Origin of the sequence: Candidatus Thiodiazotropha endoloripes (genome assembly GCF_001708965.1) — a bacterium.
Lineage (GTDB): Bacteria > Pseudomonadota > Gammaproteobacteria > Chromatiales > Chromatiaceae > Thiodiazotropha > Thiodiazotropha endoloripes.
The window spans coordinates 1,710,165-1,730,927 of sequence record NZ_LVJW01000003.1 but is presented as its reverse complement, the minus strand read 5'-3'; the positions used below and the strand labels follow the sequence as shown (position 1 = coordinate 1,730,927).

The window sequence follows — 20,763 nt, the reverse complement described above, 5'->3', positions numbered from 1 at the left end:
TAGTCTTTATCCAGTCGGCCGGTTGTTAATCGCCAAGGTGACGATAGCCCAATGACACGATTGTCGCCTTTCCTACAATTCGTGGTAACCAACCACTCAGACAGATATTGGAAATTTTTATCTTATTGAATTTTAAGATATAAATATAATGGCACAGTGATTGCAAACTCCTAAATAACAAGGAGACCCATATGCAATCCAAACCATCCACAGTGACCATCAACGATACCACCCTGAGAGATGGTGAACAGTCTGCCGGGGTGTCATTTACCCTACAGGAAAAACTTGCCATCAGTCGCTCACTCGATGAGTTGGGTATCTCTGAACTGGAAGTAGGCATTCCGGCAATGGGTGCTGAAGAGCGTGAAGCGATTCAGGCAGTTGCCACGAGTGTAAATCATGCCAGGCTGATGGTCTGGTGTCGCATGCACAGTCAGGATATCAACCACTGTCGTGGCTTAGGTGTACAGATGGTCGATCTCTCAATGCCGGTTTCCGACCAACAGATCAGTAACAAGCTCGGTCGTTCCAGGGAGTGGGTGCTTGAACAGATTGGACCCTGTATCAAGGAAGCCCTGGATTTAGGTCTTGAAGTCTGCGTTGGTGGAGAAGATGCTTCCCGAGCTGATCCTGAGTTCCTCTGGCAGGTGGTCGAACAGGCGGAAATCGCTGGTGCACGACGGTTTCGCTTTGCAGATACCGTCGGGATCCTGGAACCCTTTCAGGTCTACGATGCCATCCGCGATCTTCGTGCTGTTTCGGATATCGAGATAGAGATGCATGCTCATGATGATCTTGGTCTCGCCACCGCCAATACCCTGGCCGCCATTCGTGGTGGTGCAACACATGTCAATACGACTGTACATGGCCTGGGAGAACGTGCGGGTAATGCGCCACTTGAAGAGGTGGTGATGGGATTGCGCCGATTTCACGATCAGGGACATGAGATAGACATGACCCGATACTCTTCCCTATCAGAACTGGTTGAATACGCCTCCGGCAGAAAGGTTGGATGGCAGAAAAGCCTTGTTGGAGCCGGTGTGTTTACACACGAAGCCGGTATCCATGTAGACGGGCTGATGAAGGACAGACGCAATTACCAGGGTGTCGATCCTGCTGAATTGGGACGCGATCATCAATTTGTCTTAGGCAAGCACTCCGGTAGTCATGCAGTAATTCAGGCCTATGCAGACATGGGAATGGCCCTCAATCGGGCTCAGGCAGAATCACTCCTGATGAGAGTGAGACTCCACGCAGTACAGAATAAACAACCACCGGAACCAAGAGATTTACGCCGCTTCTATCTGGAAATCAATAAGGACGCACAGGAGTGGAAACGTCAATGATGAACAGTGAAGCGATCGCTGATGTTGATAGACCCTCCAGTCCAGGGTCTGTCTGGCAAATGGTGGGTGAGGATATCCGTTGTGTATTCGATCGTGATCCTGCCGCACGTACCCGCCTGGAGATTATAACGACCTATCCCGGGGTACATGCGATCATGCTCTATCGTATGGCCAATCGCCTGTGGAAGAGGGGGTGGCGTTATCTTCCGAGACTTATCTCCTATATCGGCAGGATCTGGACCAGTATCGATATTCATCCCGGGGCAACCATAGGACGCCGCTTTTTTATTGATCATGGCACGGGAGTGGTAATCGGAGAGACTGCTGTAGTGGGGGATGATGTCACGCTCTACCACGGCGTCACTTTGGGCGGTGTTTCTTGGAACAAAGGCAAGCGTCATCCAACACTTGGTGATCGGGTGGTGGTAGGTGCCGGTGCAAAAATTCTTGGTCCCATCGAGGTTGGGGAAGAGGTCAGGGTCGGAGCCAATTCCGTCGTGGTCTCAGCCGTGCCGGCAAACAAAACCGTTGTGGGTATACCTGCCAAAGTTGTTCAAACGCAGCGTGTCAACAGTGAGCACGGTTTCGATCTGAACCACCATCTGATTCCGGATCCAGTGGCCGAAGCGATCAACTGTCTGCTGGAACGGATTCGAATCCTGGAAGGAGAGGTAGGTGTGTACGGCTGTCTGCCCGGTGGTGAGAAACCGGAGGACGAGTGCCGCCGGTGTGATGCCAAGTTGGTTTGTGAACCAGCTAACCCAGAATCAGTAGTCACGGAGTCAGTGAAATGACAGTAGATCTTCTCGATTTCGATAGCGAGGACCTCTATTTCGACGAAGCTTTGAATTCAGAAGCCAAACAGTGTCTGGATAGTGCGGCTGAGAATTATGGTGATGAGAAAGCGGAAAAGGATCTGCTCAGGGCCTACTTCCTGGAACCGGAACACCCCATGATACTGGTGGCGCTTTACCGCTATTTCTACTACCAGCATCGGTTGACAGAGGCACTGATCGTTGCTGAACGGGTTCTGGTGGTGATCGGTAAAAGGCTTGAATTACCCATCGACTGGCGGGATCTGAGTGAAGGGCGTTTGGGCAGTGGTGTGATGATTTCGATGACACTGATCCGTTTCTACATGCTGGCTCTGAAGGGGGCTGGATTTCTGGAACTGAGATTGGGTAACTATGAATCCGCACTGGAACGCCTTGAAAAAGTAGCAGAACTTGATACCAAGGATCGTCTTGGCGCTCAGGCTCTGCTTGAAGTTGTCCGTAACGCGCTGAACTGTCAAACCGACAGTGTATCGGCATAACATGAGATACAGGAGCTGAATGATGAGTGAGAGTGAATTCGAGCTGGATATGGATGAACTCAGTAGCGCTGAGGACTTCCTGGAGTATTTTGAAATCGAGTATGACCCTTCAGTGGTACATGTCAATCGCTTGCATATTCTGCAGCGCTTTCATGACTATCTGGATGACATCAGTGCCATGCCTGAGAGTGATGATGAAAAATATCAACTCTATGCAGGAATGTTGAACAGTGCATACAGTGATTTCGTTGAATCCGATGCTTTGACCGAGAAGGTCTTTAAAGTATTCCATATGCATGAGCCGGTAACAGTAAGTGTACCACTCATGGATCTTAGTCAGCAGGTGAATGGTCTTGCGCCCAAAGTATGAATATGGCCAAGCAGTTCGCGTGATTCGCAACCTGCGTAACGATGGCACCTATCCCGGTGAGGCTACTGGTCGACTGTTGATCCGTCGGGGCAGTGTCGGTTACGTTCGGGATGTTGGTACCTTTCTACAGGATCAATTGATCTACACAGTTGACTTTATTGACCAGAATCGACGGGTTGGTTGTCGTGAACAGGAGTTGCAACTTGAAAGTGATCCCTGGATACCAACCCGTTTTGAATTCAGAGACAAGATCACGCCGAAGATTCCGTTGGTAATAAAAGGCGATGTGATTGCCAAACCAGGGGATGAAGGTGAGATCGAAAAGACCCTGAGAGATAATCCGGGTGGTCCCGCCTACCATGCCCGATTTAGTGGCAGAACCCTGCTGGTACCCGAAAGTGCACTGGATTTTCTGAATCCCGGACTCGGGGAGGGAACATGAATTTGGCTGAAAAAAATTCAGAGGCTTCACCGGTATTCAGCTATCACATGTTGCGTAATGCGCTGAGTAAATACCAGAAGAACCTGACACAACTCAACCCGGTTGAGAATGAAGCTGTTTACAAAATAGCGACAAAAAGTTTCGATCTTGAATCTCTGGTGATTGCTACCAAAGAAGCAGAAACTGTGGTTATCTCCGAACAGCAGTTGGATCGTGCTGTTCAGGAAGTGGCTGAACGTTATCAGAGTGATGAGGAGTTCACCAGCGACCTGCAGGATAATGGGCTGAATGTGGATGGTCTGCGCAGTGCACTTTATCGGGAGCTGCTGTTTGATGGAGTGATGCAGAAAGTTGCCTCTCGAGGTGCTGATATCAATGAACTCGATATCCAGCTGTTTTACGAAATGCATCATGATCGCTTTCAGACCCCTGAAACACGAGTTGCCCGACACATTCTTATCACGATTAACCCGGATTTTCCTGAGAATACCCGATCTGCAGCTTATAGCCGGATGGAGATCGTAATTGAAAAACTCGCCGGTCGTGTGAATCGATTTGATCAGTTTGCCAAACGCTATTCTGAGTGTCCCACGGCAATGGAGGGTGGCAAACTGGGAGAAATATCGAGGGGGCAACTCTATGAAGCACTGGATACAGAGCTGTTTAACATGCAGTTGAATGAGATCAGTCCGATCGTGGAGTCGGATATGGGTCTGCATATCCTCTATTGTGAAAAGATCAAACCGGCAAAACGTGTGCCTTTGTCAAAAGCGGCGCCAAGGATCCGGGAAATTCTTACCGAACGCCAGCGACGTAATTGCCAGAAGTCCTGGTTAAACAGTCTGCAAGCCAAACTTCCGGCCTAGCCAGGTGTTGTGAGTAACAATGACTGAAAACAACAAACACTGCTCTTTCTGTGGTGAACAACAGACACCGGATATCCCACTGATTGCCGGCATCGAGGGGCATATCTGTGAGGAGTGCGTACGCCTGGCAGCCCAGGTTGTTGCCAGCTGGGGTAGACGTCGCTCCACCACTAAACCGTTTGAGAATATGCTTAAACCAACCCAGTTGAAAGAGCAGCTGGATCGTTATGTGGTTGATCAGGGGCTGGCAAAAGAGACTCTGGCTGTTGCGGTATACAATCACTACAAACGCCTCAGTATGGAGTACAACAACACGCAGGTGCCAACCAGTAACGACCAGGAAGTCGAGATTGAGAAATCGAACATCCTGCTGCTTGGTCCCTCTGGTACTGGAAAAACCCTGCTGGCAAGTACTCTGGCACGTGTTGTCGGCGTACCATTTGTAATTGCCGATGCAACTACCCTGACCCAGGCAGGTTATGTAGGCGAAGATGTGGAAAGTATCATCGTGCGTCTGCTTGACAGTGCGGATGGTAATCGGGAACTGGCCGAATGGGGAATTATCTATATCGATGAAATCGATAAGCTGGCTCGTTCCGGCGAATCTACCCATGGAACCCGGGATGTCTCGGGAGAAGGGGTGCAGCAGGCCCTGTTGAAACTGGTGGAAGGTACCCGGGTAAAATTGAGTCAGAAGGGTCGAAAAGAGTCTGGTGAAGAGCTTTTTATCGACACACGGAACATCCTGTTCATCGCAGGCGGGGCATTCGCCGGGCTTGAGCGTCTGCTGGAGAAACGGATGAATACCGGTAAGGGAGGAATCGGATTCCATGTCGATCTCTCGGATACAAGCAAGGCCTATGATCAACTGAGACTATTTGAAGAGGTACAGCCTGAGGATTTACGCCATTTTGGCCTGATTCCGGAGTTTATTGGTCGTTTTCCGGTAATTACCGCTTTACATGACCTGGATGAACAGGCCTTGGTGAAAATCCTGACACAACCCCGTAATGCTCTACAACGGCAGTATCAGAGGCTGTTTGAGTTCGAGGGGGTTAAACTGGAATTTACCGAGGATGCACTGACTGCCATTGCCCGTCAGGCTCTCGAGCGTGGCACCGGCGCCAGAGGATTACGTGGTGTCATGGAGGGTCTACTGCGAAAAGTGATGTACGAAATGCCTTCCATCGATGGTGCAAAAGCCTGTCTGATCGATGAAAAACATGTTAGCCAGGAGATTGCGGTAACAATCTCATGTGATGAAGAATCAAAACTTCATCAGATCGGGTAAACAACAGAGCTATTTTGAATCCTAATCGTTGGTTTGCGAGTATAAACCTAGTACGCTTTGTACTGAGGCTGTCTATACTATCGCAGATTAACAGTGACTGAATGCAATATTTATGGTCACCGGATAAATTAGGATATTCCAATGCGAACACAAACTGGTTTTTCCGCTCTTCTGACAATGCTGCCTGCAGTCGTCATCGCAGATCAAAGTGTCATAGTCGATATGTTACCGGTTGAGGATTGGACCGAAGTCAGTTTCAAGGACAATACAACCTATCAGGCCGTCGATGAAAAGGGAGAACCACCCAGTCTTAAGGCGATCAGTCAGGGCAGTGCTTCAGCCTTGGCCAAAAAGATCAAGGTCAATCTGGATAAAACCCCATACCTGAACTGGCGCTGGAAAATCGAACGGGTATTGGATAAGCCAGACGAGCAATCTAAAGCAGGAGATGACTACCCGGCACGTATCTATGTCGTAAAAGAGGGTGGCTGGGCGCCATGGCGAACACGTTCCATGAACTATGTCTGGTCAAGCAGTCAGCCTGTGAGTAGTGTTTGGGCCAGTGCTTATACAGACCAATCCATGATGCTCGCCGTTAAATCCGGTGATCAGCAGGCAGGTCAGTGGCAAATGGAAAAACGTAATGTCAGACAGGACTTCAAGAATTTTTTCGGTGAAGAGATAAAGACCATTGAAGTGGTTGCTATCATGACCGATACGGATAATACGGAATCCATGGCAACAGCCTGGTACGCAGATATCTTCTTTTCGGCTGAATAGGATGGTTCCAGGAAGCCGATTGGATTCGTGTTAACAGACCCTGGTAGCTTTACTAAGACTGAAACTTATTATTTCATTTCTCTATCAGTCGCTCTGAAAATCTCTGTTTGAGGATGAAAGGCATACCAGGCAAACCAGAAAGCTGTGGTGCTTGGCAATAAATTACCCGACAGGTCATAGGCATTGGCTGTCTGGTGTTGAATATCAAATTTAACTGTCAACTGTTGACCAGCCAGATTCTCTTCGATCAATCCATCTGTTTTAGATAATTCAATGAATGGATAGGCCTTGTAGCTGTCGTTAATTTCCAATCCCAGTACCCGCTCCTTCGGATGATAGCCCTTGGCTCGAAACTCTACCGGAAAGTAGAGATCCCGACTTTTTTCGTAGCCCTGATAGGGTGAGCGCTGGTAGTTTCTAGAAAATCCTGTGTCATCAGATAGTACCAGTGTATCCGGATATCGATCAGACCAGTCTGCCCAATTCGTGTGTTGTAAGGGAACATGACTTAAACGCTCTCCCTGATGTTTACCGCTGATACTCTGCTTCATGATCTGTGACCATAAAGACTCACTGGCGTGGTCATAGAGCAGTACATCACTGTTGTAGAGTAGGCCAGAAACGCCAAATTTAAGCGGTTTGCCTCTGACCGTCGCTTCGAATGCCATACCTGTACCACAGAGTGGACAGAAAGTGATGACGATCGGTTCCTGTTTGAAGTGGTCATTCACAATTTCATGCCAGTTCAAAATATTGATTGGATAGGCCTTTACGACACCATTCCTCTCAACCCCAAGAATACGGTCCTCTGGTTGTAAAAAGTCTGCATCTTTGGCATGCACAAACTGAGGTTTATCAATCGCCGGAATTCCATCACGGGGAGGTCCGCCAGGCAAAATCTCAGAAACCTCGATGATCGCATCTGTAACATCAAAGCCATTCTTGTAGAGGGCTCCTGCACTGCTCTGAACAGAAGTAAACAGCAAACAGAAACCAACCCACACAATCCCCAGATTAGCTGGTTTGCCTCTTTGTCTCTCTCTTATATTCATATCAATTCGACTACACGGGTAGGAGATGGGCGGCATTCGACTGGATCAATTCCTGTATCAGATCAGTGTCGATTTGCGTTTGTCTGGCCATCACCGAACCTCGTTTCCCGGTTGGTGTGATGTGCCACCTATGATTGAGAGTTTCAACGACTGACTCAGATCCGCAATTGGGACAATAGACCAGGTCACCGCTTTGTTGGTTTTTATGTAACGCAATGGTTGGTCCACAGAGCAAACAGGACTGCAGAGGTATTCCATCATAGGAGTGCCCAATTATCGAAGAGAACGCGCCTCTGCGGCCGAGTTCGAGGAAAACATGTCCGAAATTCCCATCAAATTGGGTATGCAGATTAAACTTTATTATTTTCAATGCTTTGGCAATGGACATACCCTGCCGGTATGGGCGGGTACTTGTCATGGCATCAAAGGCATCACAAATGGAGACAATTCTTGAGCCCGTGTCGATGCCTTCCTCATCCAAACCATAGGGATAACCGGCTCCATCGGGACGTTCATGGTGTTGTAGAATTGAGCTTTGGACGAGCGGTGCCAAAGGGTGTCCATCAATGATACGGGCACCGACCGAAGGATGAGTTTTGATCATCTCATACTCACTTTCAGAGAGTCTTGTCGGTTTCTTCAGTACCATGTCGGCAATTGCCACCTTACCGAGATCGTGTAAAAAACCGGCCAGGGTTATCCTAGCAACCTCGGACCTGTCCAAACCAAGGGCATGAGAGAGCAACCTGCAATATTGGGAGACTCGCCAAAGATGGCCACCGGAGTATGGATCTCTGGCTTCCACAACCCAGGCCATATTCAGGAGTGACAGCCATAAAGGTTCGTAGAACCTGGGGTGTATGCTGAGTAGATTGTTTTTTTCAAGTCGACCGCCGGTTGATACAGGAAAAAGGCTTATCATGGAAATTACCTCTCTATTCTGTATGAAATCAGTTGTCAGATAACAGAAGACAAACAGGCTCGTTATTATTAATCCGGATCCTTAATAACTTTACGCAGTATTTCGAATGTTGGATTCAACCTATTTCGCCCAGCAGGACGGGGGGAGTGTGATACTGCTGGCTTTACAGAATAGTCGATTGACGAGCCCGACTCAGCCGAAGGTCTGCCTTGCGCTGCAGGCGTCTTAAACGATGGGTGCGTGCCTGGCAATCTGGAAGCTGCCGACAATAATGACGTGCCGCGTCTAGATCCTTGCTCACGTGTTCGTGGTATTTTGCAAGTTTTTCAAGGGCCTCCGGGTAACGATTCTGAGCAAGTTGATACCAGAGTTGGGTAGCACCCTGCCAGTCCCCCGACTTCTGCAATAGGTGAGCCAGATACCCCTTGCTCTTTTCATCGGTCTGTTCGACTCGCTTCCTCAACAGGCCGCAAGCCTGCTCTTTATCGAACTCCCCAATCCAGCGAGCCAGACTGTAGAGGTCCAGATCACAACGATCCGGATTCCGGGCTATACTCGCGAGCTCTGTGTGAGCCACAACCAATGAAACTATATCACTCTGATTGTGCTCGACTACCTTAAGCAGTTTTTGATCAGAACCACGCTGCAGGTAGTCAAACCAGGCGGCAGGAGCTTCTGATCCGGGAAGATCGTCAACCCGATAAAAACCGAGCAGGCGTTGCTCCAGTGTAGTGAGACGGCAATTTGGCCAGTGGTGACGAAACAGACGCCGGGTGGGGTGCAGCAGATCGAGATGGGGCAGGCGATCAATCTGTTGCTTACGGGAGCTGATGCGAAAACGGCTGATCAATAGGGGCAGGTCGTAGCTTTTGCCGTTGTAACTGACTAAACGTTCTGCCGCCTCAAGCCCCGATGCAAACTGTTCCAGCATGTCTGCTTCAGCTGAAAAACGGGTGATCACCAACTGACGCAGGCAAATTGCTGATCGTTCCTGCCAGGCATAGCCAATAAGAAATGCGAGGGTGCCGCTTCCTCCCGAAAGACCGGTGGTTTCAGTATCCAGGTAGAAGTTTTTCAGTTTTGCATGCTCATCGCCTGGCAATTGCGGAGCAGTTTGCAATTCACTTAATTCAATTGCTCCAAGTTTTGAGTTCAGTGGAATCTGCTTTTCGATCTGGATTACCCCCTCAGCGATCAGTTTGCCCTGAAGCTGCTTGGCAAGTCTGCTGTCTGAGTGGTGCTTGTGGTTGCTATCCCTGTTCGGTTGGCCGACACGATGGGGTATCGTCAAACCGTTCGGTTGACGAGACAGAGCAGGGGAGTTTTGCCGGCCACCAGCCTGGCTCTGAAGCCGGCTGAGTTTGGTTTTAAGATTCATCGTTCGATAGCAGGGAAAGAACGGTTAGGGCAGACTCTTTGGCTGAACTGCGACCCTGTTCATCCCCTGCCAGAATCGGACCGATACATCCTGGGCAACCACAAGCACAGTCACAAGACTCAACCAGATTTCGTGCATCAGCAACAATCCTCGTGCGAATTTCATAAAGCGGATTTGTTATCCCGATGCCACCTGGATAGTTGTCGTAGAGAAACAGTGTCGGCGTGAATTGTTCCAGACTGGCTGGATCGATGTTTTGTCCGCTGCGATCACTCAGAGTGCCACGGCCACTGTTCTCCAGGCTCGCATACCAGCGGTCCTGACCATCCCCAACGGCCCGGCCGATATCCCGTGGTTCTGAGAGCATGCGCATGGTTGCGATAACATGCATGGCATAACCGGCACCGAGAAATCCGTCCAGTGCCGCCTGCCGTGAAGCAAAGGCTTGATCCAGTGCAATGGGATTGATCTGCCACCAGACTGCGGTGGTGTGCATCTCCTGATCAGGCAGATCGATCTTTCCATAACCCACGTTTTCATGGGTGTAGTAGCGGATCTTCTTGTAACCGGCAACCCGGGTAACCAGATGTACTTCCCCCTGGGATACCTGGTAGCGGAAGTGCGCTTGCGATTCGAAGTTTTGCAGAATTTTAAGTCGTGTATAGTCAATGGCATCGGTGTAGTAGTCGGCCTTTGTCTGAGTTACAAAAGCCTTTCGCCCCTCCCAATCGAGTTTTTCAACCTGATAGGGCATTGACTGAATCATATAGATGGCTCCCTCATAAAGGGTCATGGGAGCTGAGCTGTAATCGACTTCAGCTATGATTCGCTTTTCTCCGTCCGTCGTATCGATGACCACAAAGTTACCTTCTGCAACGGATCGAAGACTGACACTGTTAGCCGGATAGCTGTCTGCCATCCAATGCCACTGTTTACCCTCCCGATGTAAAATGCCATGTTCCTCCAAATAGCTGAGCATCTCTGACAGATCCTGTTTGCCAAATCTGTCGCCCTCTTTGAATGGCAGCTCAAAGGCAGCACATCGGATGTGATCCAATAGAATCAGCAATTGATCCGGATCGATTCGAGCCTGTTCCGGTGAGGCTCCCAGGAAAAACTCCGGATTGCGAATGATGTATTGATCCAGTGGCAGGCTGCTGGCGACCAGAACCCCGATTGCTGAACGTTGACGTCGACCCGCACGTCCCAGTCTCTGCCAGGTTGCAGCGATGGTGCCCGGATAACCGTTGAGGATTGCGAGATCCAGTGAGCCAATATCCACACCCAGCTCAAGCGCAGAGGTCGAAACCACACAATCGATCTCTCCTTGACGCAGTCGCTTCTCCAATGAGCGGCGCTCGGTGGGCAGGTAGCCTCCACGATAGGCCGCGATTCGTGATGGGTAGCGGGGATCATGATCGAAATTGTCTTTCAGATATTTGGTCAGGACCTCGACCATCAGTCGGGATTGAGCAAAGACGATACTCTGTAGCCCATGCTTTACGGCACTCTTGGCAATCCGTGTACTCTGGGAGCGGGCTGATGCCCGTATGCCCAGGTCATGGTTGACAACCGGAGGATTCCACAGCAGCAGATGTCTGGCCCCTTGTGGAGCACCGCTTTCGGTAATCGCCGATACCTTTGCATGGATCAGTTCCCTGGCCAGCTCGGCCGGATTGGCGATGGTGGCTGAACAGAGAATAAACTGCGGTTCAGATCCATAAAATTTACAGACCCTCTGCAAACGCCGAATCACATTCGCCACATGCGATCCGAAAACGCCTCGATAGGTGTGCATCTCATCGATAACCACATAGCGTAGATTTTCAAAAAACTGTGCCCACTTTGTGTGGTGAGGCAGGATACCCTGATGCAGCATATCCGGATTTGAGACCACAATATCGCCCCGGGTCCGGACAGCTTTTCGCGCATCACCGGGGGTATCGCCATCAAAGGTGAAAGCACGAATTCCAAGTGACTCGGAGCGATTTATCTCATTGATTTCGGCGACCTGATCCTGAGCCAGAGCTTTGGTGGGAAACAGGTAGAGTGATTTTGCGCGATTTTGCAGTGCAGCCTGCAAAACTGGCAGATTGTAGCAGAGAGTCTTTCCGGAAGCGGTTGGCGTGACGACCACGGTATGTTGCAACGACTGAATTGCGCTCCAGGCAGTGGCCTGATGAGAGTAGAGCTGCTTAATCCCTCTGCTGATCAAGGCGCGAGCCAGCCGAGGATCAAGATCATCAGGAAATGGGGCAAATTTGCCTGCTCGGGCTGGTATGGTCAATTCACCGGTAATCCGCTCGGCATTGCGATGTCGCAGCTGATCTGCAAATTGATCGGGAGTTTGGCAAAGTGGTAGGCCGGTATCTGAGTGAATCGATTCTGCGGGTCTGCTCATCGGGCTGTTCTCTATCTGTTCTCTAGTCTAGAATAGAGAACAACAGGAGAACAAACAAGCCCTATGATGCGATTAACCAGAAGACAGCAAGAGATCTATGACATTCTTCGAAGTGATGCGGAGATCATGCAACAACCACCAACCTACGATGAACTCTGCCAACGACTTGGGCTGAGTTCCCGGGGATCCCTGCACAAACATATTCAGGCATTGGTAGTAGCTGGCCTGGTCGAGCCAATGGCAGGAAAACAGCGTGGTATTCGACTGGTATCAACAGACCAGCCAGAGCAGGGGATACCGATGTTAGGTCGCATCGCTGCTGGACGACCCATTGAGGCTGTCGAGCAAACTGAAAGCATCTCAGTGCCGAACCCTATGACTGGCGGCAATCCCCGCTATGCCCTCCAGGTATCCGGAGATTCGATGATCGATGAGGGAATCTTTGATGGAGATTATGTAGTCATTGAGCAGTCTGCAGCGGCGGCTAATGGCGACATAGTCGTAGCGCTGATCGATCAACAGGAGACAACCTTGAAACGTCTAGAGCAAAAGCCAGGTAAGATCATTCTTCACCCAGCCAATACAGCCATGAGCGCCATGGTCTACAAGCCTGATCAAATTCAGATCCAGGGAATATTAAGAGGATTAATTAGGTATTACTAAGCGTGTGATGATTAGTTAATAAGTGATTAAAGTGAACTATCACTGAGACAAGACAGGATACTCTGGCACATTTGCTCTATTGAGGTGCCAGCGTCAAAACAGTTGGATGCGGTTAACGATAGTGAGGAATCAACTGAACTATCAGTAAACCAATCACTACAGTATTGAGATGATGATCCACTGATTCTGTCACTGCGATTTAGCTGTGCCGCAGATGCATTAGATAAATTATTGACTTGATTGATTGTGGACATCGATTTCTCTCCATGTATCTCTGCGCTAATACTAATATCAACAGGAGATTTCTCAAATAGGTGATAACCCCTAGGTCTTGATCAGTACATGATCTAGAAAAATTATAGAAAAACCATGTAATATATTGATTAATAAGCAATATACATTCAATTATTATCGATTTTTCATTAACTATCAGATGCTATCGTGTAACATACCAAAGATCTCATGTAAGTAGATGCGGATCTGAGATCGGATTGACTTACAAGCTGGATATCTCAATCAAATCTTTCTATATCTCACAATGTAATATCTCAACCAAATTCAACAATGTTCATAATGCGATCCTTGGTTTACTATGTTTGGCGTCGCCCTGATTGAACCCTTATCCTTTTTATTACGAATAGACAAAACATTTGGTGGATTCACTATGAAGCAGATCTTGCTCTATGCCGACTCTCTCAGTTGGGGGATTATTCCTGGTACCAGAGACCGGTTTAGTTTCAATCAACGTTGGCCTGGAGTTCTAGAACTTGAACTGCTACATCGAGGTAATCAAGTACGGATCATCGAGGATTGCCTGAATGGACGAAGAACCGTATTTGAAGATCCCTTCAAAGCAGGCCGAAATGGCTTGGTTGGTCTGGAGCAGAGAATTGAAATCAACTCTCCGTTGTCTCTGGTTATGCTTTTCCTTGGCACCAACGATTTCCAATCAATGCATAACCATAATGCATGGCATGCCGCCCAGGGTATTAACAGTTTAATCATAGCCATTCGAAAGGCCCCAATAGAACCTGGCATGCCAAATCCAAAAATTTTGGTCATAGCTCCACCAGCCATACAAGTGCCAAAGGGTGAGATTGCAGCAAAATTTGAAGGAGCTGAGAAAAAGGCGGTTGGATTGGCTGCCGCCATTAAACATGTAGCCAGTGAGAATGATTGTGCTTTTTTCGATGCGGGAATGGTAACGAACACGAGTAGGGTTGATGGTGTTCACCTGGACTTGGAACAACACATGAATTTAGGCAATGCTCTGGCTGATGGAGTTGAGAAATTAATCGCTTGAGTCTGCTGACATGTGGAGCTGAAACTAGAATTCCGGCTACGATTTAAATCCCATGCGATGCAATTACATAGTTTGCAATATAGCAAATCGATTCGAGCCCCTTAGTAGAAAGCCTGCTCTGACCGAGACGAGCATCCATCGATTCATACTGATCAATCGAATCAACTGCCTGTTTTTAAAAACTCACCTTGCTCAGGAACTTCTGCTGGTTTTCGCTCATCCAGATCCAGAGTCTCCAAGGTATAGCGTCGTACCGAATGCACCAAATCGAGATCATCATCCAGAGAGTGACCATAGGAAGGGATCAGTTCTTCAAGGCGCTGTCTTGCTTCACCTTGCAGCAAATCAGGTAGACAATCCTCGATAACATCCATCATGGCTGATACGCTGACAGAGGCTCCAGGGGAAGCGCCTAGCAAAGCGGCGAGTGAGCGATCGGCTGTCTTGATCACCTCGGTGCCGAACTGCAACTTGCCACGACCTTTCTCATCCAGCTTGATGATCTGAACCCGCTGTCCGGCTGGGCGAAGATGCCACTCACCCGGCTTTACCGAAGGCATAAAGGTGCGTAGCTGGTCGAGACGCTGATCACCGGAACTGATGGCCTCTTTGATGAGATAACGGGTTAACGCCCAATGCTCTTTTGCAACTTCCATCATCGGCTTGAGATTATGGGAGCGTATCGAATTGACCAAATCAAACAGACTGCTACTTTTCAAAAAACGTGTGGTGAAGCCGGCAAAAGGCCCGAACAGCAGGGCAGGGCGACCATCGATCACCCGGGTATCGAGATGCGGTACCGACATAGGAGGTGCACCGACAGGTGGCAGGCCATAAACCTTGGCGTTGTGAGTAGCTGCGGCTTTGATGTTTTCACTGGCAAGCCAGATCCCAGAGACCGGGAAACCGCCATAACCTCGAACCTCATCAACGCCTGACTTTTGCATCAGAGACAGGGCACAACCACCTGCACCGACAAATACGAAACGCGCCTCGATGGTACGTTTTCCGGCAAGGGCGTGTTTGGTTGTCACATGCCAGCGATCTCCCACCTTCTTCAATCCCAAGACCTCGGTTGAAAGCCAATAGTCGACAGATTCCTCATGAGAAAGATGCTCACCCATCGAACGGGTCAGCTCGCCAAAGTTTATGTCTGTGCCGTGTGCCACTCGTGTGGCCGCCATGGGTTGCCCCATATCACGCTCAGCCATCATAAGAGGTAACCACTCTTTTAGAGTGGCCGGATCATCCGCATATTCCATCTCTTCGAACAGCGGATGAGTGACCAGTGCTTGCCGGCGCTGCTTGAGGTAGCTGACGCTCTCTTTTCCCTCCACCCAACTCATATGGGGCACAGGATTAATAAAGGCCGAAGGTTTCGACAGTGCACCCTTGCGAACCAATCCGCTCCAAAACTGCAGGGACTCCTCGAAGCGGGCGTTTATCCCCAACGCTCTTTCAATGGCGATCTCACCATTACTTTGCTGTGGGGTGTAGTTGAGTTCGCAATAGCCCGCATGTCCGGTGCCCGCATTGTTCCAGGCATGGGTGCTTTCGGTGGCTAATGTTGCCGCTTGCTCGACCACCGTGATATGACGCGAGGAATCGAGCTGTGTCACCAGCATTGCCAGTGTTTTGCTCATGATGCCACCACCAATCAAAAGCACATCGGTCTTATGCATCGTCATACGGCTGCCTCCGGTTTCATCAAACACTAAAATGGGTAGGGTACAGATGCTGCAGCGCAATATAGTGGAAAACTGTCGACATTTCACCTTAAATTTAACGATATTCAGTGTTGGTATATGCAATACAAGGACTAATTGTCGACATTTAACGTTAAATTCAATGATAGGAGCTTATTTTGCAGCGATCTTTACCCCGCCTAAAAGATGGTTATTAACTGCTTGTTTGTATTGCGGATTTAACGGGTGAGGAACTTTGTAGACTGACTGCGATGTTGATCTGCCGTCCGGTATTATCAAGCATATATTGTTATTTAAGCTATTGATAATTAACCATTTATATAAATAACAAGATCATGGGGAAAGGTTTCAAAGGTCATTTTTGTGATTTAAAGTAATCAAACGCATTCTGATAACCCACTTTTTGAGCAACTTCATCAGGCAGCTGCTCTAACCAGTTACGATGAAAATTGAGGAAGCGAGTCAGATGCTGCCATCCCGTATCAGGTTCGTCCCAGGGATTGAGTTGCTCAACTGGCCAAACCGGGTCTGAGCCGATCATGAATCGGTCGGCGTACGCGATGACCAGATCATGCCACTCTTTTTTCAACCGACCCGATTCATCCGCAATACGCATACCCACATGCCGCCACGGATCACGAGCTGACAGCTCCACACTCAGGTTAGCACACTGGTCTAATGCACGAGCCACCTCAACCGGTGGCAGAACGGAACCCGCATGTGCCCACAAAAAGCGGGTTTTAGGGTGTGCGCTACAGAAGCCGATCAGATAATTGGCCCTGGAAAACTCTGTGTGGACCAGCACTGGCACATTAAAATCGGCAGCAAGTTGAAACAAAGCAGCGATATTCGGGTGTTTCCAATCCGATACAAAGCCACCGATCATATGCAGCTCACCAATACCCCGGTAGCGCCCCGTTGCCAGTGCCTGCCGAACACGCCCAACCATTGACTTATCCCGATACCAGTTCGACCAGTCGATCCGGCCCTGATAGACCCCATAAATGGGTATCACCAGCTCAGGTGCCAACTGGTGCAGCTCCAATGCCAGTTCCGGTGGGGTACCGGTAACCACCGCCAAGGTGACCTGGTTATCACGTAGGATTTTTATAGCCTGTTCAGGTTCCGTGACCTCTTTTTGATTCCACTTCCAGTGCAGATGCGTATCAGCCAGTTTTGTCAGCCCTTCGCCGCTGAAACTCGGTGGCGAAAGGAGAGCAATGAGTGAGAGCAGGGCAGAGATCACATAGGTTTCGAAATGTCTGATCATAGTGTTTCGGCTGAATATATGGGCCTGGAATCAGTTAGTGGTTACCGCAGCAATGCTCTCTAATAAGCTGAATTACTCGTCCAGATATCACGGTGCATCTTCCAGGCATTCCCATCATACTTCCAGATCATGATGCCTTTACCTTGGTCCAGTATGGACTCTTCGGCATCGAACATGGTGTAACGACTGACTTCAGTGGCAGAATCGCCATGCTGTTCCAGTTCCATGAGATCGATCTTGATGCGACTAATCCCCATGTCGACGGCCTCCTGCCAGTAGGTCTCAATCGCCTGACGCCCCTGGATGAAATCACTGCCGGCCGGTAGCAGCATTGCGTTATCGGAATAGAATCCTGCGATCTCGGCCATGTTACCTTGACTGAAAAGCTCCTCGAAGTTTTCTAGGATCGTATCGAATTCCCGGTGCAGATCTTTTGTTTGAGTGTTCATGTTGTGCTCCTGACGTAATCGGATCATTTATGTTCAACTCGGCCGGTGAAACTTAGTATGGTTGGATTTGAACGGAAGTTGAATGTTTAAACATCCATGATTATTGATCATTTATCCAAAATAGTCGGATATCAATTTCCCGAGCTAGCTTTAGTTGAGACGTGATTTGATAGGGTGGATGCAAATCAAAAATAATTCTAAAAGAGATAATGTGATTGAAAGTCTATCACCTAGTTTAGCTAGGGTTTTTCTTGACCTTCCTGTATTTCCAAATCATGGAATTGATCTAAACTTTCTTTTATTAGATGCATCCCATATTACAAAACAGGTTTTTCGGATCGCTAAACAGCATATAGGGGTAAATTGACAGCAGATGGAGAACAATTCTTAAACAGTTAAGGTTTAAATTTTGATAACAAACGATCGGGGCACTCACCCATCCTATCTACTGATGACCGGATAGAGAACCAACCAGCCTAAATAAGGGTGAATCACAGCATGAATAAGATCATTAGCCATCTCATTACACACACTATAATTACCTTAACAGTGATAATAAGCATGACTAATATCAGCCGTGCTGATGATGCATTTTTCGGTTCAGAATATAACGATAGGATCAATATTCGTTTGTCAGGATTTCGTGCACTCACCAGTACGGAAATAGAAGTAGACTCAGAACAGGGTGTAATTGGTGAAGAGCTCTCCTTCGAAGATGATCTGGATCTGTCTGAACGGGAAACATTACCACTGTTAGATATCACCTATCGTTTCAGCCCACACCACATGATGGATTTCTCTTATGTCGAACTCAGTCGCAACGGCTCGACAACTTTCGGCAGGGAAGGTGTCACAACCGACGATATTCTTTGGTCGGTTGGTTCCAGGCTCGAGAGCCGGTTCGATAGCGAAGTCTATCGTCTTGCCTATGGATATTCTTTTTTCAATGACGGTAAAAAAGAGTGGGGGCTACTGTTAGGTTTGCATGTAACCCGCTTTGACCTGGAGCTTTCCGGTAGGGGCAGTCTCGTTGCTGTTGATCAGGCCAGTGGCAATGAAGTGGAAATAGAGGGGGAAGGAGAGCGTACTTATGATAGTGGTTTTACCGTTCCGCTACCGGTAATCGGCCTGCATGGATCCTATGCCTTTACACCTAATCTCTATTTTCGTGGCTGGGGACAGATATTTGCATTGGAATATGATGATTATGAAGGCCGTTTGCTCAACTTCGCCGGGATGCTCGAATATGCGCTCAATGAGCATTTTGGATTCGGACTCGGCTATGCCTACTACAGCTATGATCTAGATGCTGATGGCGATAGGCTGAATGGCAGCTTCGATTACGATTTCAGAGGACCGACACTATTCTTCAGTGCCTCATTTTGATTCATTGCCAAGGTTACTTCTGGATCCCAAGATAGGGTGGGATTAAATAATAGTGTTTTCAACCAACTCAGTAATGATCTTAATTCTTGTCAGGATGCCGAATTATACTACACTCATGTGCTCTTAGTAATACTGTGGTAAATAAATGGTTGTATAGTAAGTGGTATCTGACTAACTTAGAGTTCTGAATTATAAGATTTTCCAACAGTGCCTATCTACACTGGGAGGATAAATGCACTTAACCGATCTTTCATGTAGAACTCTTTTAATTCTAATAATATTCGCATTTAGTAGTTTTACTTATGCAGAGACCAGCAAACCCAATATTCTGGTGATCTGGGGTGATGATATCGGTACCCACAATATCAGCGCCTACAACCATGGCATCATGGGTTATGAAACACCAAATATAGACCGGATCGCAAAAGAGGGTGCGATGCTGACGCACTACTATGCCCAACAGAGCTGTACCGCGGGCAGAGCCGCTTTCATCATGGGGCAGCATCCTTTTCGCACCGGCCTGTTAACCATCGGTATGCCCGGATCAGACCACGGCATTCCCGATTGGGCACCTACACTTGGCGACTTGCTGAAGCAGGAAGGCTATGCAACGGGCCAGTTCGGTAAAAACCATCTGGGCGACCGTGACAAGCACCTGCCGACCAACCATGGATTCGATGAGTTTTTCGGAAATCTCTACCACCTGAATGCGGAGGAAGAACCCGAAACCTACTACTATCCGAAAGACCCGGAGTTCATTAAAAAATATGGCCCACGGGGCGTGATCAAATCCACCGCAGGTGGCAAGATCGAAGATACCGGACCGATGACGCGCAAGCGTATGGAAACCGCTGATGACGAGTTTGTCGCCACCGCGCTGGATTTTATCGAACGTGCCCACAATGAGAAAAAGCCTTTTTTCACCTGGGTTACGGGTACACGGATGCATGTCTGGACTCGTTTAAAGAAAGAATCTCGGGGTGTAACCGGCATAGGACTCTACCCAGACGGCATGGTCGAACATGATGGTCATGTAGGCCAGCTTTTGGACAAACTGGATGAGTTGGGTATCGCCGATAACACCATTGTTATCTACAGTACAGACAATGGCGCAGAGACGATTTCCTGGCCTGATGGCGGCATCACACCATTCCATGGCGAGAAGGGTACAACCTGGGAAGGTGGATTCCGCGTGCCAGCTGTGGTTCGTTGGCCTGGGACCATCAAACCGGGCAGTAAGATCGGTGATATCATGTCTCATGAAGACTGGATTCCCACACTCATGGCAGCCGCCGGACAACCTGGAATCGTTGAAAAGCTGAAAAAGGGATACAAGGCCAACGGTAAAGAGTGGAAAGTCCACCTGGATGGCTATGATTTCTCTTCTTATTTCAAGGGCAAAACCAATCAGGGTCCGCGTGAAGAGATCTACTATTTTGGACAGGGTGGTGAATTGAATGCCGTTCGCTGGAATGATTGGAAGGTCCATTTTGCGACCCTGGAGGGTGGCATCAACACGGCAATCAGGGAGACACCCTCCTGGCCGTTAATTATCAACCTGAAGGCCGATCCTTACGAAATCATGTGGCAAGAAGGCAAGCTGGGATATTTGCGCTGGTACGCTGACAACATGTGGTTATTCGTACCTATTCAGGCCAAGGTACAGGAGTTCCTGGCTTCTCTGGATGGCTACCCATTTCAATCAGGTTCCAGCCTGAGTGCTTCCGGTATCAACTATCGATCACTCAAAGCGATGAAGATATTGAAGGAGATGGAAAGGTCGAGTTTTCCCGTTAATCGTTAAACTACTTGGAAGTCACAAT

At 48.6% G+C, this 20,763-nt stretch carries 19 protein-coding genes; 12 read left to right on the top strand and 7 right to left on the bottom strand.

Annotated features, from left to right (window positions below):
* Positions 1 to 191 precede the first annotated feature (191 nt).
* From nifV to A3193_RS07655, 8 genes are all read left to right on the top strand, one after another.
* Complete coding sequence (gene nifV, locus A3193_RS07690; protein ID WP_069005801.1) at positions 192 to 1,346, top strand: homocitrate synthase; 1,155 nt, start codon at positions 192 to 194, stop codon at positions 1,344 to 1,346.
* Entirely contained in the window at positions 1,343 to 2,140 is a 798-nt protein-coding gene (gene cysE / locus A3193_RS07685) for a serine O-acetyltransferase (RefSeq protein ID WP_069014451.1), read from the top strand. Before nifV ends, cysE begins: the two co-directional genes overlap by 4 nt.
* On the top strand, positions 2,137 to 2,661 hold the full coding sequence (locus A3193_RS07680) for a hypothetical protein (RefSeq protein ID WP_069014450.1): 525 nt from the start codon (positions 2,137 to 2,139) through the stop codon (positions 2,659 to 2,661). Before cysE ends, A3193_RS07680 begins: the two co-directional genes overlap by 4 nt.
* A 22-nt stretch (positions 2,662 to 2,683) precedes the next feature.
* Entirely contained in the window at positions 2,684 to 3,031 is a 348-nt protein-coding gene (gene nifW, locus A3193_RS07675; protein ID WP_069005798.1) for a nitrogenase-stabilizing/protective protein NifW, read from the top strand.
* Positions 3,015 to 3,473 (top strand): nitrogen fixation protein NifZ, encoded by a 459-nt coding sequence (locus A3193_RS07670; protein ID WP_235614923.1) that lies wholly within the window; start codon positions 3,015 to 3,017, stop codon positions 3,471 to 3,473. Before nifW ends, A3193_RS07670 begins: the two co-directional genes overlap by 17 nt.
* Entirely contained in the window at positions 3,470 to 4,339 is an 870-nt protein-coding gene (nifM, locus tag A3193_RS07665) for a nitrogen fixation protein NifM (protein ID WP_069005796.1), read from the top strand. Before A3193_RS07670 ends, nifM begins: the two co-directional genes overlap by 4 nt.
* A 19-nt stretch (positions 4,340 to 4,358) precedes the next feature.
* The gene (gene clpX, locus A3193_RS07660; protein WP_069014448.1) at positions 4,359 to 5,630 is read left to right on the top strand and encodes an ATP-dependent Clp protease ATP-binding subunit ClpX; all 1,272 of its coding nucleotides are present in this window, start codon (positions 4,359 to 4,361) and stop codon (positions 5,628 to 5,630) included.
* 141 nt (positions 5,631 to 5,771) lie between these two features.
* Complete coding sequence (locus tag A3193_RS07655; RefSeq protein ID WP_069014447.1) at positions 5,772 to 6,410, top strand: DUF3047 domain-containing protein; 639 nt, start codon at positions 5,772 to 5,774, stop codon at positions 6,408 to 6,410.
* A gap of 68 nt (positions 6,411 to 6,478) precedes the next feature.
* Here the strand turns inward: A3193_RS07655 and A3193_RS07650 are convergent, their stop codons facing one another.
* From A3193_RS07650 to A3193_RS07635, 4 genes are all read right to left on the bottom strand, one after another.
* Positions 6,479 to 7,396, bottom strand: a complete 918-nt coding sequence (locus A3193_RS07650; RefSeq protein WP_069006071.1) for a DUF3179 domain-containing protein — start codon at positions 7,394 to 7,396, stop codon at positions 6,479 to 6,481.
* A gap of 76 nt (positions 7,397 to 7,472) precedes the next feature.
* A complete protein-coding gene (locus tag A3193_RS07645) occupies positions 7,473 to 8,384 on the bottom strand; it encodes an HD domain-containing phosphohydrolase (RefSeq protein ID WP_141694770.1) in 912 nt (303 codons plus the stop codon).
* Positions 8,385 to 8,547: 163 nt separating this feature from the next.
* Entirely contained in the window at positions 8,548 to 9,762 is a 1,215-nt protein-coding gene (locus A3193_RS07640; protein ID WP_069005793.1) for a ribonuclease H-like domain-containing protein, read from the bottom strand.
* Positions 9,752 to 12,163: a DEAD/DEAH box helicase gene (locus A3193_RS07635; RefSeq protein WP_069014446.1), complete on the bottom strand. Its 2,412-nt coding sequence runs from the start codon at positions 12,161 to 12,163 to the stop codon at positions 9,752 to 9,754. The genes A3193_RS07640 and A3193_RS07635 overlap by 11 nt, the downstream gene beginning before the upstream one ends.
* A gap of 63 nt (positions 12,164 to 12,226) precedes the next feature.
* Between A3193_RS07635 and lexA the strand changes: the two genes are divergently transcribed.
* The gene (gene lexA, locus A3193_RS07630) at positions 12,227 to 12,826 is read left to right on the top strand and encodes a transcriptional repressor LexA (protein ID WP_069014445.1); all 600 of its coding nucleotides are present in this window, start codon (positions 12,227 to 12,229) and stop codon (positions 12,824 to 12,826) included.
* A gap of 664 nt (positions 12,827 to 13,490) precedes the next feature.
* Positions 13,491 to 14,129, top strand: a complete 639-nt coding sequence (locus tag A3193_RS07625) for an SGNH/GDSL hydrolase family protein (RefSeq protein WP_069014749.1) — start codon at positions 13,491 to 13,493, stop codon at positions 14,127 to 14,129.
* 161 nt (positions 14,130 to 14,290) lie between these two features.
* Here A3193_RS07625 and mqo read toward each other — a convergent pair whose 3' ends face one another.
* The 3 genes from mqo to A3193_RS07610 form a co-directional block, all read right to left on the bottom strand.
* Positions 14,291 to 15,817 (bottom strand): malate dehydrogenase (quinone), encoded by a 1,527-nt coding sequence (gene mqo, locus A3193_RS07620; RefSeq protein ID WP_069014748.1) that lies wholly within the window; start codon positions 15,815 to 15,817, stop codon positions 14,291 to 14,293.
* A 373-nt stretch (positions 15,818 to 16,190) separates the two neighbouring features.
* On the bottom strand, positions 16,191 to 17,105 hold the full coding sequence (locus tag A3193_RS07615; protein ID WP_069014444.1) for an amidohydrolase family protein: 915 nt from the start codon (positions 17,103 to 17,105) through the stop codon (positions 16,191 to 16,193).
* Positions 17,106 to 17,164: 59 nt separating this feature from the next.
* Positions 17,165 to 17,554, bottom strand: coding sequence for a YybH family protein (locus A3193_RS07610; RefSeq protein ID WP_071938089.1), 390 nt, complete (start codon positions 17,552 to 17,554; stop codon positions 17,165 to 17,167).
* A gap of 561 nt (positions 17,555 to 18,115) precedes the next feature.
* Between A3193_RS07610 and A3193_RS07605 the strand changes: the two genes are divergently transcribed.
* A complete protein-coding gene (locus A3193_RS07605) occupies positions 18,116 to 18,940 on the top strand; it encodes a hypothetical protein (protein ID WP_083218610.1) in 825 nt (274 codons plus the stop codon).
* Between the two features lie 331 nt (positions 18,941 to 19,271).
* Positions 19,272 to 20,744, top strand: coding sequence for an arylsulfatase (locus A3193_RS07600; protein WP_305782012.1), 1,473 nt, complete (start codon positions 19,272 to 19,274; stop codon positions 20,742 to 20,744).
* The last annotated feature ends 19 nt before the right edge of the window (positions 20,745 to 20,763 follow it).

Excerpts from the sequence above, each read along its gene's own strand:
- nifV (WP_069005801.1), top strand. The coding sequence starts at position 192 with ATGCAATCCAAACCATCCACAGTGACCATCAACGATACCACCCTGAGA.
- cysE (WP_069014451.1), top strand. The coding sequence starts at position 1,343 with ATGATGAACAGTGAAGCGATCGCTGATGTTGATAGACCCTCCAGTCCA.
- A3193_RS07680 (WP_069014450.1), top strand. The coding sequence starts at position 2,137 with ATGACAGTAGATCTTCTCGATTTCGATAGCGAGGACCTCTATTTCGAC.
- nifW (WP_069005798.1), top strand. The coding sequence starts at position 2,684 with ATGAGTGAGAGTGAATTCGAGCTGGATATGGATGAACTCAGTAGCGCT.
- nifM (WP_069005796.1), top strand. The coding sequence starts at position 3,470 with ATGAATTTGGCTGAAAAAAATTCAGAGGCTTCACCGGTATTCAGCTAT.
- clpX (WP_069014448.1), top strand. The coding sequence starts at position 4,359 with ATGACTGAAAACAACAAACACTGCTCTTTCTGTGGTGAACAACAGACA.
- A3193_RS07655 (WP_069014447.1), top strand. The coding sequence starts at position 5,772 with ATGCGAACACAAACTGGTTTTTCCGCTCTTCTGACAATGCTGCCTGCA.
- A3193_RS07645 (WP_141694770.1), bottom strand. The coding sequence starts at position 8,384 with ATGATAAGCCTTTTTCCTGTATCAACCGGCGGTCGACTTGAAAAAAAC.
- A3193_RS07640 (WP_069005793.1), bottom strand. The coding sequence starts at position 9,762 with ATGAATCTTAAAACCAAACTCAGCCGGCTTCAGAGCCAGGCTGGTGGC.
- A3193_RS07635 (WP_069014446.1), bottom strand. The coding sequence starts at position 12,163 with ATGAGCAGACCCGCAGAATCGATTCACTCAGATACCGGCCTACCACTT.
- lexA (WP_069014445.1), top strand. The coding sequence starts at position 12,227 with ATGATGCGATTAACCAGAAGACAGCAAGAGATCTATGACATTCTTCGA.
- A3193_RS07625 (WP_069014749.1), top strand. The coding sequence starts at position 13,491 with ATGAAGCAGATCTTGCTCTATGCCGACTCTCTCAGTTGGGGGATTATT.
- mqo (WP_069014748.1), bottom strand. The coding sequence starts at position 15,817 with ATGACGATGCATAAGACCGATGTGCTTTTGATTGGTGGTGGCATCATG.
- A3193_RS07615 (WP_069014444.1), bottom strand. The coding sequence starts at position 17,105 with ATGATCAGACATTTCGAAACCTATGTGATCTCTGCCCTGCTCTCACTC.
- A3193_RS07610 (WP_071938089.1), bottom strand. The coding sequence starts at position 17,554 with ATGAACACTCAAACAAAAGATCTGCACCGGGAATTCGATACGATCCTA.
- A3193_RS07605 (WP_083218610.1), top strand. The coding sequence starts at position 18,116 with ATGACTAATATCAGCCGTGCTGATGATGCATTTTTCGGTTCAGAATAT.